We start from the raw sequence: 16,289 nt of genomic DNA, 5'->3' as shown, positions 1-16,289 counted from the left end.
AAAAGACTTTGTCGGCATAAGTAGCGATAACGGCTGTGAGAATCAGCCGCGCCGAAAACCTAAGGTTTCCTGAGTAAAGTTCGTCTGCTCAGGGTGAGTCGGTATCTAAGGCGAGGCCGAAAGGCGTAGTCGATGAACATCCGGTTAAAATTCCGGAACCACCAACAAGCGTTATCAACTAGGGGTGACGCAATGAGGTAAGCTAGACTGCTGATGGATGCAGTTTGACTTGTTAAGGCTGTCAGGTAGGCAAATCCGCTTGACAATAAGCTAAGACAAGGATCGAAAGTAGGTTTAACCGAAACAAGTAGCTGACCCTTGATGCCAAGAAAAACCTCGTTAGTGAGTTTGTCGTGTGACCGTACCGCAAACCGACACAGGTAGGTGAGGAGAAAATCCTAAGGCGCATGTGAGAACACTCGTTCAGGAACTCGGCAAATTGACCCCGTAACTTAGGGATAAGGGGTGCCCTGTTAAGGTGAATAGCCTGAGAGGGCCGCAGTGAATAGCATCAGGCGACTGTTTACTAAAAACACAGGTCTCCGCAAAGTCGAGAAGACGAAGTATGGGGGCTGACGCCTGCCCAATGCTGGAAGGTTAAAAGGAGGGGTTCGTCGCAAGACAAAGCTCTGAATTGAAGCCCCAGTGAATGGCGGCCGTAACTATAACGGTCCTAAGGTAGCGAAATTCCTTGTCGGGTAAGTTCCGACCCGCACGAATGGCGTAACGATCTGATGACTGTCTTAACGAGTGGCGCAGCGAATTTGTAGTACCGGTGAAGATGCCGGTTTCCCGCATCTAGACGGAAAGACCCCGTGCACCTTTACTATAACTTGGTAGTGAATCTGGGGATGACATGCGCAGGATAGGTGGGAGGCTTTGAAGCTGGGCTCTTGGACTCAGTGGAGCCAACGGTGAGATACCACCCTTGTCATCTTCGGCTTCTAACCTACTTCCCTGAATCGGGAAGAGGGACACTACCAGGCGGGTAGTTTGACTGGGGCGGTCGCCTCCTAAATGGTAACGGAGGCTCCCGAAGGTTGGCTCAGGGTGTTTGGAAATCACCTGTAGAGTGTAAAGGCATAAGCCAGCCTGACTGCGAGACAAACAAGTCGAGCAGAGACGAAAGTCGGGCTTAGTGATCCGGCGGCCCCGTATGGGAGGGCCGTCGCTCAAAGGATAAAAGGTACGCCGGGGATAACAGGCTGATCGCCGCCAAGAGTTCACATCGACGCGGCGGTTTGGCACCTCGATGTCGGCTCATCGCATCCTGGGGCTGAAGAAGGTCCCAAGGGTTGGGCTGTTCGCCCATTAAAGCGGTACGTGAGCTGGGTTTAGAACGTCGCGAGACAGTTCGGTCCCTATCTGGTGTGGGCGTAGGAAGTTTGATGGAATCTGACTCTAGTACGAGAGGACCGAGTTGGACCAGCCTCTAGTGTACCTGTTGTCGCGCCAGCGGCATTGCAGGGTAGCTAAGCTGGGTATGGATAAACGCTGAATGCATCTAAGCGTGAAGCCAGACCAGAGATAAGACTTCCCAATCAGGCTCGTGGTAGACTACCACGTTGATAGGCAGGATGTGTAAGCATGGTAACGTGTTTAGCTTACCTGTACTAATGTCCGATCGACTTGACCATAAAATTTACTTTTCACAAGAAACCTTTTGCATAAATTTTTTATCTTTTCCGGTGACCATATCGGAGAGGTCACACCCGTTCCCATCCCGAACACGGAAGTTAAGCTCTCTTGAGCCGATGGTACTGCACGGGCAACTGTGTGGGAGAGTAGGTAGTTGCCGGGCCTATGAGGCGGTAAGAGTATAAAATTACTCTTACCGCCTCATCTCATTTTGATCTATTTATCATATTCATTCTTAAGTGAATTAAGTCGGTTTCAGTTTCTGAACTTTTAAGAAATGATGCCGAATCTATCAGATTCCATTTTGATGATTTTCCAATAGCATTGTACTAAATGATGAAGGAGGGGTTTTGATACCCCTCCTTTTTTTGTCCTTGGTACGTAATTGGTGCTAACTGTCGCTTGGGTCAAGGTTAACCTATACTTTATGCCTCAACCAAACCATAGTTTCCATCTTTACGCTTAAACAAAACACAAACTCGATTATTTTCAGAGTTTGTGAATAAAAAAAAGTCTTCACCTGATGCTAGCAAGGATTCAATTGCTTCTTCAGTATTCATCGGTTTTACGTCAGCTTCTATTAGAACAACTCGAGGGTGATTCCTCTCCACGGTTGAAGTTGCACCGGCCACTGCGCGATCATTTTCTTCCTCTAGTTTCTTTCGGACAACCCGCTTTTTCGAGTCCCATTTTTCTTTTATTTTTTGAGCTCGTCGTTCCATCTTCTCGACTACCTGATTAATTGCGAGATACATGTCGTTGGTGGTGGCTACCGCACTTAATGACTGGTTTTGCCAGTCGATAAGGAGTTCTGCCCGGTGTCGATACTTTTCAACCTCAAGAACAAAGTGGGCTGAATTTATCTCTTTACTTCCCAGGAGTTTACTGATTTTTTTGAGTTGTTCGCGGGCATGCTTTTTAATGGCTGGAGTGACAGTGAAGTGCCTTCCTGTAAAATCTACTTTCATTTTTTTCCTCTCTTTTCGAAGTTTAGCCAGGAAGTAATTTCCAGGAAAATCTAGTTAAATGATGACTCGCCTTTCTCTAGATCCCGGGATTGACATTTGATCCCGGTATTTTGCAACAGTCCGGCGGGATAATTTGACTCCTTCTTTGGCAAGTCGATGCATGATTTCATCATCAGTAAGTGGGTGATGTGGATCCTCATTCTCAATCATTTTCTTGATTTGAAGCTTTAGCAGTTGAGTGGAGACTTCCTCACCCTGGTCATTGGTCATTCCGTCAGTGAAGAAACGGCGTAGTTCAATAACGCCCTGGGGAGTGTGCGCATATTTTCGGTTTACGACCCGACTCACCGTTGAAAGGTGAATTCCAATTAGTTCAGCTAAGTCTTTCAGCATCATTGGCTTGAGGTATTCAACACCTCCATCGAGAAACGCTCTTTGGCGTTCAACAATGGCTTGACAAACTTTGTAAATTGTTTGTCGGCGATGTTCGATATTTTTCAGAAGGTCAACTGCTGATCGAAAGCATTCCCTTACATATTCTCGCTCTTCTTTCGAAGCTTGGTTTGATTCCAACAGTCGGCGATAGTGGGAGTTAATGCGTAACTGTGGGATCCCATCATCATTGAAGTGGATATAATACTCGTCGTCAATTTTTTCAATAAATATTTCAGGTTGAATGGGATAAGCTTCATCGTGGGCAAATTGTCTTCCTGGGTAAGGTTCTAACTTCACGATGAGAGTGACAGCTTTGGCAATTTCATCAATGGAGACACCTAATTCTTTAGCAAGGTCGGGCCACCGATATTGTTGCAGCCGGTTAAAGTGATATTGAACAAGCTGGGTTGCCAGGTGGTTTGTCAAACCCTTTAGCTCAAGCTGAATTAAGAAACAATCCAAGACATTCGTTGAGCCAACTCCAATTGGATCAAGAGATTGGACCAATCGTTTGGCTTTCTCAACTACTGTCATGGACCAGGGACCCAATGCTGCAATTTCTTCCAATGGGTCAGCTAAATGGCCATTGACGTTCAGACTGCAAATAATGGCTTCAGCTGCAGCTCTGATTTCCTCTGGAGTACGAGTGAGGTTTAATTGCCACAATAGGTGCTCTGCGAGAGTTGGTTTTTTAGTAAGAAGGTTTTCAAAGGACGGCTGATCAGAGTCTTCATGCTCAAAAGTTTTGTACCCTGGGTCGAGGTAATTTTCAAATTCAGCTCCAAAGTCAATTTCCTGAAATGGATCAGGATTGACCTCAGGTTCCTGCCCACCCTCTTCTCGAGTAACTTCATCTGACTGGATTTCTGGAATTGTGGGAGATACATCAGAGGTGTGCAATGGCACCGGGTCAGGCAGGTAATCAAGTGAGAAATCAATCGTTGGGTCAGGTGGCTGAGGGGCTCCGTCAATGGGGCGTTCCCCAAATGCCAGTTGCTCATCTGTGATGGTCAAACCTTCTGCCGGTTCATTGGGGAGCACTTCTTCAAGAACCGGATTTGCGACCATCTCGGTTGATACCATATCGCTCAATTCAAGTGAGGTCATGCTTAACATTTCAATGCGTTGTCGCATTTGAGGAGTTAAGACCAATCCAAGTCGTTGTTCATTTTTGGGAGCAAGAATCGGCTTAATAGACATATGACATCTTCACTTGATTAATAGAATGGGAAAGCAGATTAATGAAAGGGAGGCGGTTGGGGAGGCTACATTCTAAAATTTTCACCCAGATAGATCTTACGCACCTCTTCATCTGATGTCAGGCTCTGGGGGGTTCCAGATCGGAATATTTTGCCCTCGCTTATTATATAGGCCCGGTCAGTAATTGCTAGAGTTTCGCGAACATTGTGGTCAGTAATCAGAACTCCAATGTTACGAGCCTTCAAGCGGGAGATGATATTTTGAATTTCGACGACTGCTTTGGGATCAATTCCGGCAAATGGTTCATCCAATAATATGAATTTTGGTTCAATAACCAGACATCGAGCAATTTCAGCTCGTCTTCGCTCACCTCCCGAAAGAGCATATCCTGGTGTATGTCGGACGTGGGCAATATCAAGTTCACTGAGCAATGATTCCAAAATTTCAGCGCGAATTTGACCTGGAACACGGAGTGTTTCAAGAATAGCCAGGATATTTTTTTCAACAGTAAGCTTGCGGAAAATAGATGGTTCTTGAGGCAGATAACTAATACCCTTCCGCGCTCGAAGATACATTGGAAGGGAGGTAATTGCTTGATCTCCCAGCGTAATCACCCCTTTGTCTGGTCGTTCAAGGCCCACAATCATGTAAAAGGTCGTTGTTTTCCCAGCTCCGTTTGGGCCCAGTAATCCCACGACCTCGCCTTGTTGAATGTGGATTGAGACGTCCCGGACCACTTCACGACCACGATAGGCTTTATTTAATCCTTCCACACGAAGGGAGTCACCAGGTGTGGGCTGATCGGTATCTTGAGTTGGAGTTTGATTTGAAGGATCGGAAGAAATCGCGCTAGATGGTGTTTTGTGATGAGTATCTGACACAAGGCCCACTTCAATCTGACTATTTGCTGATTTTGTGAGTTGTACGGATTCGCTGGGTTTGTCGTTGATCGGTGACCAACACACTACCATCCGACCTTAAGAAAGTCAATTGAGGTCCAGTTGTCGTCCCCTGCGCCATGTCCTCAACTCTAGCCATATTACCAACTAAGACGAATCGGTCATCAGATGCCGTGTACTCTGCCTGATCACCAGTTCCACGCCGCTGAGGTTGCGTCAAGACAACTTTACCCTGAGCCATCAGGCGTTCCACCTGGTTGGTTTTTGCTGCAAGATAAATGTCTGTGCTGTCTGCACTCAAGGTATCTTCTCCCTGAACGAGGCGGGTATTTCGTTCATAGCGAGCCTGACGCTTGGAGTCGTTATAAGAAAAGAACTCGCTACTCCCAAAAATTGGGACAACCTGTTTTTGCCCTTTGGTGTCGGTCCGTTCCATCTGGTACAGCGCTGAGGAGACCTGTCCACTGGCTGTCATGCGTTTCTCAGTTTGAAACAACTCGATAACATCACCTCGAATAAAGTTATCATCCTGCCAGGCACGAGCTTCTCCTTGATAGGTTGCTTTGCCTATCTGTGTATTTACATGGGCGTGGTGTGCTGTCAAAAAAACCGGCGATTTGGTTTTCCCAAAAGGAGTCGCCTGGCCAGTGCTTTCCTGGCTATAGTATGTCGTGCGTACATTTCCGCGGGCTTCATGTTCTGGAATCAAATTTGAGAGTTCTATTTCCTGAGCCTCTGTTCGAGCCAGATCATCCCAAATCGCAGGTCGGTTTCCACGCAGGTAAACGATTTCTTTGGATTTAAGGTAGGTTGCGGTTTGTGCCCGTGCTTGTCGCTTGCCTTCTTCAAACTGGAAATTTCCTTCTTGTTCGACAGAGCTTATATCACTGGCAACCTGGTCAAATTGAACCGTTGCTCGATCACTTCGACTGGTACGCTTGAAGCGTTGAGTGTTAGGCTCCAAGGGGGTGATCTCAAGCTGGACCCCTCCGTCGGCCATAAAAGTCCGGATCAAATTGCCTGTTTCAAAAAACAGGGCTTTCATTTCAGGTGACCGAAGTTGTTTCTGATCAGCTCGTGGCGTAATGACCGCCGGCAAAATTGTCAAGATTGCATCCCCTTTGGCACTGGCTGTTTCAGCAAAACGGCCATCTGGGTACATTTTCACCTGGATTTGGTTCGCCGTGAGCGTTTTTTGGGCTGGTTGCGGATCCTGAGGGGAAACGGGCGGGGCTGCCAGGACCATGCGTGCATTTCCTGTACTGGTGAATTCTTGTAAGGCATTGATTTCATTTGCTTTGGCAAACGATACTTCAATTCGGTCGCCAGTTACTTCGCGGGAGGCAGAGCCTTCAAAAGATTTCACCACCGGGTTGCCAGTGGCCACTGCGAATTGAACATCCCCTTCACTACTGAAAGTAATGTCCATATCCTGGGATTCAACTTGCCCTTGCTTTTCGGCTGACTTCAAAAATGATCTGGTTCGGGTCTCCAGTTTCTGAATCCGTTGATTGTCATCCAGGAAGGCAGTCATTTTATCTGCGCGGAGTTCGTTTCCTCCTTGCAGGACAATCGCATTCCCTGTGAGATAGACCTGTTTTTCAGGTTTCCAGTACTCGGCATGATCTCCAGTAATGGTGGTCGGTACTTGAGTGGTGATGGCTGGTGATGTTGAAGTTGATTGGGCCGGGGCTGCATGACCTTCTTTTTCTTTCAATCGGTTGGCTTTTTTCTCCTTCTTTTCCTTCTTCTCTTTTTTCTCCTTCTTCTTCTCTGTCTTGCCTTTATTGCTTTGATTGGGAGGTGTTGCCTGAACGAGAGTTGAGGTTGAGCCGCCACTTTGAGGCATTGGCGCTGTCGGAGTGGCTGATTCTGGAGCGATGGTGATTTTTACCTGTTGGTTCATCACAAAGCGACCTGTGGTTGAATCAAGTTTTGCTCCAAGGCAAGTTCCAGTGATATTTTTGCGTGTAAACGTGACAGGTGATTCTGTCGAGGTAACATTGGCGGCCTGGTCATACTTCATTTCCTCTGTCCGGACCACCAGTTCATCTGTGGTTACAACCAGTACATCTTTTTTAAAAACGGCTACCTGGGATTGGCTGTCATAATCTGCCGTTTTTGATGTCAAGACCCCAAGTGGCTTTCCATCCTGGCCAAATGTTTCTAGCTTCACTTCTTCCAGTTGATGTTGCCCATTGGTAAAGGCTGTATCTTTTGCCGCCGTCAAAATGAGCCGATCAACAGTTTGATCTCGATGGACATATCGAAAATCATTTGACACCCCCACAAATTGCACTGGAAGGTCAGTTGATTTTTTGGGTCGCAATGGGTTATTCCTGGAGCTGAGTTGAATGGCCAGATAGACCACTACGCCAAGAAACACAGCCAGGGATAGGTATTTAAAGAGTTTGGGGAGCGAAAACGACATAAGCATTAACCCATGGGCCCAGGTAGAAAAGTAGTCGAAGTTACAGAAGTGCTTTCGATTGAGTGATCAATCAGAGGTAATATTAGTGTTATGTTCACGGAGCAAATCCAAAGGAAGATGCCCTAATAAGTCTTTTCCTTTGCCTACTTTGAGAGTGTGTTGCATGGCAAAGCGAACATAAGCTTTCGCCCGTTTAACAGCTTCGACAATGGTAAACCCACTTCCAAGAAGTGATGCCAGGGCTGCAGATAATGTACATCCAGTGCCATGGGTGTAGACTTCGAGTCGAGTCCCCGGAAAATAATGAAATTGCTCTCCATCAAAGAGAATATCCATGGCTTCGTTGGTCAGGTGACCGCCCTTCATCAGGACATATCGAGGACCAAAGGTATACAGTTCACGGGCAGCATCCTCCATCTGAGACAGTGTTTCAACTGTCCGTCCGGTGAGTGTGGCAGCTTCAGGGAGATTTGGAGTAATCACCGTTGCCAGCGGAAGAAGCCTTTTACGAATGACATCTATCGCTTCAAGATCAAATAAAAGGTGACCACTGCTCGCAACGAGCACTGGGTCCACCACCAGAGGGCTTGTCCAGTGTTGATGAAACCAGCCAGCAATTGCCTCAGCAATCGGTCCAGTTCCAAGCATGCCGGTTTTGACACCAGCCATCACCATATCTTCGTGAAGGGCATCAAGTTGGGCTACCACTGCTTCGGGTGTGAGCGGGTAAAAACTTTTGACGCCAGCCGTATTTTGGGCAGTGGCCGCTGTTAAAACACCCACGCCATGGTGTCCGTGAGCACCAATTGTTTTGAGATCTGCAAGAAGTCCAGCCCCCCCGGCAGGGTCAAGTCCTGCAATTGATAAGATAGTTTTCATAGCGCCTTTAAATGAGAAATAAGATCACCGAATTCAGTGTCCCCTTGAAATGCGGCCTGGGCAAAAAGCCGGATCCCCGCGACACCAACCGCTCCAGTTTGTTTGATCTCAACCGCATTGTCCACGGTTATTCCCCCCAACGCAAATACCGGTACAGGGGAAGTATGAATGATTTGTTTCAATGGCTCTAGCCCAAGCCGAGGTTTTCCTGGAGTTTCAAATACTGGCCCGCACACGGCAAACGTGGCGCCTGGTGACGTGCGGTGTAGTTCTTCCTGGGTGTGGGTTGAGATGCCAATTGTCAAATTTGCGGTAGCCCAGGGGCGAATATGGGCTGGCAAGAGAGAGATTGACGTCAGGTGAACACCCTGAGCGCCAGCCGCTAAGGCAATATCAACTCGATCATTGACCAGCAAACGGGTGGAGGTATTGTGAAAAAGCGCGGCCAGTTCTTGAGCCACCTCAAAGCAGGTTCGAGGAGAAAGATCTTTCTCTCGTAACTGAAAATAATCCACCTGCATGAGTGCTGCTAATTCTCCCAGCCTGAGTAATCGTTTTCTTGCCTGGTCTTCTGAAAAAGATTCTGTTGGTGCAAATAATGCCCGGCGGTCAGAGATGAGATAAATCTGCATAATGATTTGGGTTTCAGGCAGCGGCTTGCAACTTCAAATTCTGCAATGAAGGGCCTCGGACATATGACCATTGCTTGGTGGGAGAACAATCTGGGAATGAATGTGGGGAGAACAAAAATCCCTGTATTTCCAGCAGCCTGGATCGAATCAGGGACGGCAGGATGCCATTTGAGTCAAAAAGTGTGCGATGGGTTGAGACAGCCTGTTATTTCTTGGCTGGAGCCGATTGCAGGATAGTATCAACCGTTTGGCGAAAGTGCAGGATTTCTAGGAACCCCATCACCACATTGATAATGCCCAGTCCGGTGACGGCGCCACGCACATATCCACTCTGCATAAATTGGAGGAATATGTCAGAGTGGAAGTAGCTGGTGAGGTAAAACAAAAAAAAGTTCTCATTCCAGTAGGAAGACCAGGGAAGGATGATCAACAACGCCCCGATTTCAAAACAAATGAGAATATAAAAAACAACAGTGAGCTTGGCAGACACAGGTAATTGATCAACGCAATGGCAGGGAGTTCACAGATGGAAGCCAGGTCTGGCAGTACCTGTTTGAAAGCTTCGACCCTGCTATTTTCGAAGCTTTTCTTTAATTTCCTTAATTTTCTCTCCAACATCACGATAGTTGATGTCGATGGCATACACAATTTCAAATAACTCAAGCGCACTTTCCAGTTTTCCTTGCATTTCGTGAGCTAACCCAAGATCAAAGCGCATGGCTTGATACTCGTCCTCACTTCGACCCGGAGCGTCTAACCCACGCTTAAACCAGACTGCGGCTGGCGGGTACATTGCTTTGCTCATAAAACACAGCCCAAGCATGTTGCAGGATTGGAAATAGTGCCCGTCAGGAGCGTGCGGATCCGTTGCCTTGATCGCCGTTTGAAATTCTTCAACCGCTTCGTCAAAGAGTTCCATATCTTTATAGGCCAGCCCAAGGTTGTAATGGGTTTCAAAGTCAGGAACTTCCTCGGCTTCTTCTTGTTCGATACTATTTTTGAATTCATCAAAAATATCTTGAAGTCCAGACTCCTCAAGCCCCCTAAACAATCCTTGATCCACTGATGCTGGTGCTGCCAGTGAAGCCGGTGGCGGCGGCGGCGGTGCCGTTTGGTGTGCGCCCGTAACCCGATTGACCATTTCCAAATCGTCAATTCCATCCAGACTGTCACCAATGTCAGTGATGAGGCTTTCAATTAATGAGTCAACCGAAGGCGGACCAGCCATCATTGCCGAACTCATGTCATAGGCTGACGGTGGCGGTGGCGGCGGTGTCAGGTCGTAGGCTGGTGGTGGCACAGGGGCGGATGGCGACCCGAACAAGTTCGCTCCAGCCGGCGGAGGCTGAAACTCGATTGGTGGAGGTGCGGCTGGAGGCCGGAACTCCACGGGTGGAGGTGCAACTGGGGGCTGAAATGCACTTATCGGAGCTGCTGGTGGCATTTCGCCTGGGTATGAGCCCCCAGGCATAAATCCACCTGAACCTGGGGCGTTTGAAAATGGAGAGGGACCAGGAACTGGCCCGGCTGGAATTGGTGGTGCTCCAAATCCACCTGGTCCACCAAAATCATATTCTGGAGACGGTGGCGGAGCAAAAGCCGATGGTCCTGGAGACCCCATGGCGGTTGAAAAATCGAAAGATGGTGGCGCTGGTGGTAAGCCCACAATCGGCGGTGGGGCCAGTTTCGCCATCCGGGACTGAATTTCGGGATGATTTGGGAATTGTGCGTTGAGACGATTTAGCGTGTCAGCGGCTAAGTCGGTGAATCCCTGGCTCAGATAAAAGTCCACACCTTCCAGTTCCTCACGCAGGGTATCTTGAATGTGCGAGGTATCCGTCAACGGGGCAAAACTCAGATCGCCTGGCGGTGGAGCTACATGGTGTGGTGCCCCAGAATAAAAATGATCCTCAAAGACCGGTGGTGGTGGCGGTGGTGGTGATGGCTGAGCATAGGAATTAAAGCTGCCGCTAATGCCTCCGTCAAAGCCGCCACTGATATCAATTTCAATCGCATCTTCTGGGGCCTTGACCGTGACTGGTGGCTGAGGTGTTCCTGGGGTGGCATTGGGATTCAGTGAAAATGCCTCGGTCAGCATTTTTTGAGCCTTGGCTGAATCACCAGCCGCATCATAAATATGCGCTAAGGCCAGACATTGCTCCGCCGCCTCGGTGTTTAATCCGCCGCTGAGATAGATGTCCTTGAGTTTGAGCCGGGCTTCGAGGTGATGTGGATCGAGTGAAGTGACTTCCCTCAAAATCTCGGCTGCCCGATCAGCATACCCACGGCTGGCATACCGGTCAGCATCCATCAGTAACTTTTGAATATCTGGTCCGGCAGAAATTGGTGGCGGAATAGTCGCAAAGAAATTCGGACTTCCCACGTTCCGATCAGGTGTTGAGAACTGACTTCCTGAGACAAAGCCAGTAAATCCGGTTGGTCCTTCCTGAGTTGGAAAAGTCGGAGGTGGTGGTGCTCCAAATCCCCCAAATCCCTGAGCTGGTGGTTCTGGTGAAAACCCTGAATCAGCGGAAAAGCCGGTGCCTGAGGTAAATCCGGTTCCCGATGTCAGTCCGGTGAAGCTTTGATTGCTATCCGGGTACAGGTCGGTGCCAAATTTGAAATCAGCCGTGCTTCCAATGCCAGGACCCAGTTTGGGTGTGAGTGAGCTGGCTGCTGGTGAATCGCGGTCCACCAGAGTCGGTTTGACTGCCGTGCTGAGCCCGAGCGATTCGAGCCGTCTCCGATGGGACGAATCATTTGGCTCAAGTTCAACCAGTTGGCGCAACGCCTCACCGGCTGTTTCCCGCTCTTGATGATGCAGTGCGGCTTCAACCAACCCATTGAGGGCATTACTGAGGTTATTGTCCTCACCCATGCGGGTGTAAATCGTTTTCAAGCACCGATAGGTTGGAATGTGATACGGGTCGAGTTCAATGATGGCATCCAGCAAATCAATTGCTTTTGATTCCTGACGTCGGGTAATAACGGTGTCAATGCAGGCGGTAACCGTGTCTACCGCCCGGTTGAACTGACCCTGGTCAGCAAATTTCCTGCCGAGTTGAAGCAAGTACTCAAATCGTGTCTTATCAATATCATGAAGCCTGAGAAATGCCTTTTCGGCATCATCGAGCATTTCCGCACTTAAATAAGTGCGGCCCATCAATGTGACCAGATCGGGATCATTTGGGTTGTTGTCAATCACCCGATTCAGCATTGAAATCGCCCGTTGCGGGTCACCTAACTGGATGAAAATATTGGCCAGAGAGCTGAGCGCCGGTTTACTCGATGGGTCAACCCCCAGCGCCTTCATATAACATTGCTGGCTTTCTTCCAGATTCCCTTTGCGTTGCAGTTGGGCCCCAGCCGCAATGTAGGCTTCGTGGGCTTTATCGTTCATGCGTTCGCTTTGGTATCGCTCAGCCAGCTTGAGGCGAACCGACACATTGTCAGGGTCTAAATCAGCGATTTTACGAAGGACATCGAGCGCCTGCTGCGTACGGCCAGCCCGGGTATAGGCATCAGCCACTTCCATGTACTGTTTGCGGGCATCAACAATTAACCCTTGCTTGGCGTACAGTTCGGCCAATTTATAAGCAATTTCAGGGTTATTGGGTGCCAGTTTGTAGATTTTCTTGTACATGGCGATGGCTTTAAGGGTAAAGCCATTTTTACTGTAGTTTTCGCCAATCTTGGTAAAGTAAAGAATAGCCTCATCAATCCGCCCGTCGCGAACACACAGATCGCCCAGCGTATTGAGCAACATAATGTCACTGGGGTTGGCGGCAACCAGATTGCTGTATTCTTTAATTGCAGCCGCAATTTTCCCTTGCTGAACGAGTTTTTCGGCTCTTTTTAAATCGTTAGCTTTGCTAAAGGACATGGCGCTTCTCCCGCAGCAGTGGGACAGAGATGGTCGAGGTGGAGGTCGAAGACCGGAATGGCAAGCTAGCATACTGGTAGGGCATTGTCAACCGCGCCACCAGTATGAAAACTCTTGGGAAATTACACTCTATAAAGCAGTTAGCGGAAATCCAATCGCATTGAGTTGGATTTCAAAAGGATGGTGAAACGGGCGATAATAATCCGAAATTGGCTTCTTTTTTTACCACCCCGCGAAAACTTAAACGATGAATCAAGCTGGGCCCCAGTTTGTCCAGTGCTACCTGATGCTCGGCTGTCCCATATCCCTTGTGTCGTGCAAATCCATAACCCGGAAACTCTGTATCATAAGCCGTCATCAACTGGTCGCGATATACTTTTGCCACAATCGAAGCCGCCGCAATGGAGACCGATTGGGCATCACCACGAATAATTGACCGGGCTGGAATCTTTACCTTCGGAAGGTGTACGGCATCAATGAGAAGAAAGTCAGGCCCAGGGATAAGCTCCTCAATGGCCAGCATCATTGCCCGGCGTGTTGCTTCAAGGATATTGTAAGTGTCAATTTCAGCGGCTGATTGAGTCCCAAAAGCCAGCCCACGTGCCGACTCTTTGACAAGCTCAGCCAGATTCAAACGTTGGGCTGCCGACAGTTTTTTTGAATCATTGAGCCCGGCTGGAATCTGTTCTGGGTCCAGGATCACTGCGGCTGTAATCACTGGACCTGCCCAGGCACCGCGACCAACTTCATCTACTCCGGCCAGACTTTTGTACCCTCGTGCCCAAATGGCCTGTTCCAAACGGGTTGTGCACGTTTCCTGGATCCCAGGGGATTCAGGTGGTGATTGAAGGGTGATGGCTTCTTCAGATTCAAATAGTTTCTTCTGATACATATCTGCCATCCAGATTCAAAATTACCCGCCTCGGTTTATGATGCGGTTGGTCCTCTTTAACCAATTGCCGTAAACTCATCCCAGTTACTTTCCAGACCTCAAGTCCTGCCAACGCTCTTCCCTCATCAGTGCTGGAACAGGTCTGTTGACTTCCGATGCTGCCAGCAATAGCCTTGGGCGCCTCTGACTTTGCGACGGCAGGGTCTACCGCTTTTGGTTTTCGCTCCACAAACATGAGACTCATCTGCGGGTTGAGAATGATGGGTGGGGTCGTGGGGGATTTCCGTGGCGGAGTTAGCGGTTGATGGGGGTAAGGTCTGATCAACCAAACCGGCTGTCAATCGTGGAAACTGCAACGGCTGAGGTGTTGAGTTTTGCCAGAGCACGATTCCGAGTCCAACAAGAAAACCTACCCAGCCTCCAACGAACCAAGGATACCAGAAGGAAAATGAAAGAGATACCCCGCAATTTTCACAGGTACGCCAACGGAAAAGGTGATGTACCCCAAATCTGGGTTGGAGTGGTTGTTTTTGAATCAAAGTTCCGCACGCAAAGCAAAATCTGGATTGAGCAATCAGCATAGGCACCAGTTCCAGTTGAGGTTTCAAGGCGGTCACCCTGGGATGAGCCGCCTTGAGATGGGTTGAGCCGGAGCTTTCGCGGGAAACCTCGGCGTCAACTGCGCGTGCAAGTCATATGCCAGCTTCAGATTTTCACGGAACGGTTGGGGGATTTTCTTTAAAGGGCTTGGGGCTAAGGAATGATAAACCATTTGAATTCAGGTGGTTCTTACCTCCAGCCCTTCGTCTGAGACAACCAGCCGCGTATTTCGCGCATACCGTTCCCGGCAAAACAGTTCAGTTTACGCTTTCGGACCTGAGCGGTGAAGTTCCTCAAAAACGAAAAGAAATAATACCATTTTGGAATGAAGTGATCGTATTAGAAAATAGTCAAGTAATTCAATCAATTGAAGTTAGTGAACTAATGACTCCTGACTACAAACTGGTATAAATTCAAATTCTGTCCATCGCGGACTTATGTCACTGGAGAAAATAAAATGACAAAGCCCTTTACCATTGCCACCTGGAATGTAAATTCAATTCGTTCGCGTTTAACACACGTGATTGACTGGTTGCGGGTGCATTCGCCAGATGTATTGTGTTTACAGGAAACCAAAGTGCAAGATGCTGAATTTCCGGTTGACCCATTTGAAGAAGCTGGTTATACCGCAACCTATTATGGGCAAAAATCATACAACGGTGTGGCAATGCTTTCCCTTGATGAACCTGAGGATGTGCAGCGAGGGTTCCCCAATGAGCCAGCCGATGCTCAGCGACGTCTACTGGCTGCCACCTTTGAGGGAATCCGCCTGGTGAATGTGTACATTCCAAATGGTGGCGAATCACCCAAAGATCCAAAATTTAATTATAAAATGCAATTTTTAGAGCAGTTAGAGACATACCTCACCACCACCTACACGCCGCAAACGCCGCTTTTGGTATGTGGCGATTTCAATATTGCTCCAGGTGACCTGGATCTATTTGAACCAGACAAGTATCGCGAATCGGTTATGTTTCATTCGCGGGAACATGCTTTTCTGAAACGGTGGGAAACCTGGGGATTGGTTGACCTGGTGCGGCAGCAACATCCTGATCAGCCAGAACTTTATACCTGGTGGGATTATCGAACGACGGCTTTCCCACGCAACCGTGGCTGGCGGATTGATCACGTCTGGGTTACCCAACCACTGGTGGAACAGTGTGCCCTGACGCGGATTGATCGGGATGAGCGGGGGAAAGATAAGCCTTCAGACCATGTACCCGTGGTAGTTGGGTTCAATCGAGAATAAGTGTCGGGCTGAAAAAAACCAGGGCTAAGGGAGTCGGATGGAAATATCATACCACCAGGGTGCCAGATACTCCACGTTGCGTGGTACCCGCCAGTTCCCCAGTCTTCATCTTGAGTGGGATCAGTCAACTCATCGCCGAAACCCTGAACCCTGAACCCTGAACCCGATTTCAGTGGGATTTTATTTTCTTCTGGGTCCCTAAGTACAAGTCCCCATAAATAAGGGATGGAATTTCGGTTTTCGCCCGGATGGGCGGTGGAAAGTAGCCGGAGGGCAGCCGGCTTTGCGGCGCACCCTCCGGTCATCGGTCAGCCTCCGCTTCGCGCCCGGATGGGCGCTGGAACCAGAATCGTGAGCAAGTGACTGAAACTCAACAGGAAACGTAACCTAACCACACCTCCAGCGCCCATCCGGGCGCAAACCTTACGGGCGACTCTGTCCGGTGGCCGCGTGTCCAAAGCGACACTTGCCACCGGCTACTGTCCACCGCCCATCCGGGCGAAAACCAATTTTTCCCCAGCGAGCAGTCGAATTTCACCCCTCTTTTATGGGGACTTGTACTAAGGGCTTGGGGCTGAAGAAG

The 16,289-nt window shown here is 48.8% G+C and carries 12 protein-coding genes and 2 rRNA genes (1 of these 14 cut by a window edge); 5 read left to right on the top strand and 9 right to left on the bottom strand.

All coding sequences use genetic code 11. The features are described 5' to 3' along the window. Together HY774_02660 and rrf are read left to right on the top strand one after the other, a co-directional pair. A 23S ribosomal RNA gene (locus HY774_02660) occupies positions 1-1,638 on the top strand (it extends 1,307 nt beyond the left edge of the window). 46 nt (positions 1,639-1,684) lie between these two features. Continuing rightward, positions 1,685-1,801: ribosomal RNA gene (gene rrf, locus HY774_02655) — 5S ribosomal RNA — on the top strand. 262 nt (positions 1,802-2,063) lie between these two features. Here rrf and raiA read toward each other — a convergent pair. The 9 genes from raiA to HY774_02610 form a co-directional block, all read right to left on the bottom strand. Continuing rightward, on the bottom strand, positions 2,064-2,606 hold the full coding sequence (gene raiA / locus HY774_02650) for a ribosome-associated translation inhibitor RaiA (protein MBI4747358.1): 543 nt from the start codon (positions 2,604-2,606) through the stop codon (positions 2,064-2,066). A 54-nt stretch (positions 2,607-2,660) separates the two neighbouring features. Further along, a complete protein-coding gene (rpoN, locus tag HY774_02645) occupies positions 2,661-4,241 on the bottom strand; it encodes an RNA polymerase factor sigma-54 (GenBank protein ID MBI4747357.1) in 1,581 nt (526 codons plus the stop codon). A 65-nt stretch (positions 4,242-4,306) separates the two neighbouring features. Then, positions 4,307-5,212: an LPS export ABC transporter ATP-binding protein gene (gene lptB / locus HY774_02640; protein ID MBI4747356.1), complete on the bottom strand. Its 906-nt coding sequence runs from the start codon at positions 5,210-5,212 to the stop codon at positions 4,307-4,309. Beyond that, entirely contained in the window at positions 5,142-7,571 is a 2,430-nt protein-coding gene (gene lptC, locus HY774_02635; protein ID MBI4747355.1) for an LPS export ABC transporter periplasmic protein LptC, read from the bottom strand. Before lptC ends, lptB begins: the two co-directional genes overlap by 71 nt. 66 nt (positions 7,572-7,637) lie before the next feature. Continuing rightward, positions 7,638-8,450, bottom strand: coding sequence for a bifunctional hydroxymethylpyrimidine kinase/phosphomethylpyrimidine kinase (gene thiD, locus HY774_02630; protein ID MBI4747354.1), 813 nt, complete (start codon positions 8,448-8,450; stop codon positions 7,638-7,640). Next, the gene (locus HY774_02625; GenBank protein MBI4747353.1) at positions 8,447-9,082 is read right to left on the bottom strand and encodes a thiamine phosphate synthase; all 636 of its coding nucleotides are present in this window, start codon (positions 9,080-9,082) and stop codon (positions 8,447-8,449) included. Before HY774_02625 ends, thiD begins: the two co-directional genes overlap by 4 nt. Before the next feature lie 205 nt (positions 9,083-9,287). Further along, entirely contained in the window at positions 9,288-9,572 is a 285-nt protein-coding gene (locus HY774_02620) for a hypothetical protein (protein MBI4747352.1), read from the bottom strand. An 81-nt stretch (positions 9,573-9,653) separates the two neighbouring features. Next, positions 9,654-12,965, bottom strand: a complete 3,312-nt coding sequence (locus tag HY774_02615; GenBank protein MBI4747351.1) for a tetratricopeptide repeat protein — start codon at positions 12,963-12,965, stop codon at positions 9,654-9,656. Positions 12,966-13,137: 172 nt separating this feature from the next. Beyond that, positions 13,138-13,857, bottom strand: a complete 720-nt coding sequence (locus HY774_02610; GenBank protein MBI4747350.1) for a ribonuclease HII — start codon at positions 13,855-13,857, stop codon at positions 13,138-13,140. A 696-nt stretch (positions 13,858-14,553) separates the two neighbouring features. Between HY774_02610 and HY774_02605 the strand changes: the two genes are divergently transcribed. From HY774_02605 to HY774_02595, 3 genes are all read left to right on the top strand, one after another. After that, entirely contained in the window at positions 14,554-14,868 is a 315-nt protein-coding gene (locus HY774_02605) for a hypothetical protein (GenBank protein MBI4747349.1), read from the top strand. A gap of 46 nt (positions 14,869-14,914) precedes the next feature. Then, positions 14,915-15,706: an exodeoxyribonuclease III gene (gene xth / locus HY774_02600; GenBank protein MBI4747348.1), complete on the top strand. Its 792-nt coding sequence runs from the start codon at positions 14,915-14,917 to the stop codon at positions 15,704-15,706. Between the two features lie 225 nt (positions 15,707-15,931). Beyond that, on the top strand, positions 15,932-16,069 hold the full coding sequence (locus HY774_02595) for a hypothetical protein (protein ID MBI4747347.1): 138 nt from the start codon (positions 15,932-15,934) through the stop codon (positions 16,067-16,069). Positions 16,070-16,289 lie beyond the last annotated feature (220 nt).

The organism is Acidobacteriota bacterium (genome assembly GCA_016208495.1).
GTDB lineage: Bacteria > Acidobacteriota > Blastocatellia > Chloracidobacteriales > Chloracidobacteriaceae > JACQXX01.
This window is presented reverse-complemented; position numbering and strand designations above follow the sequence as displayed.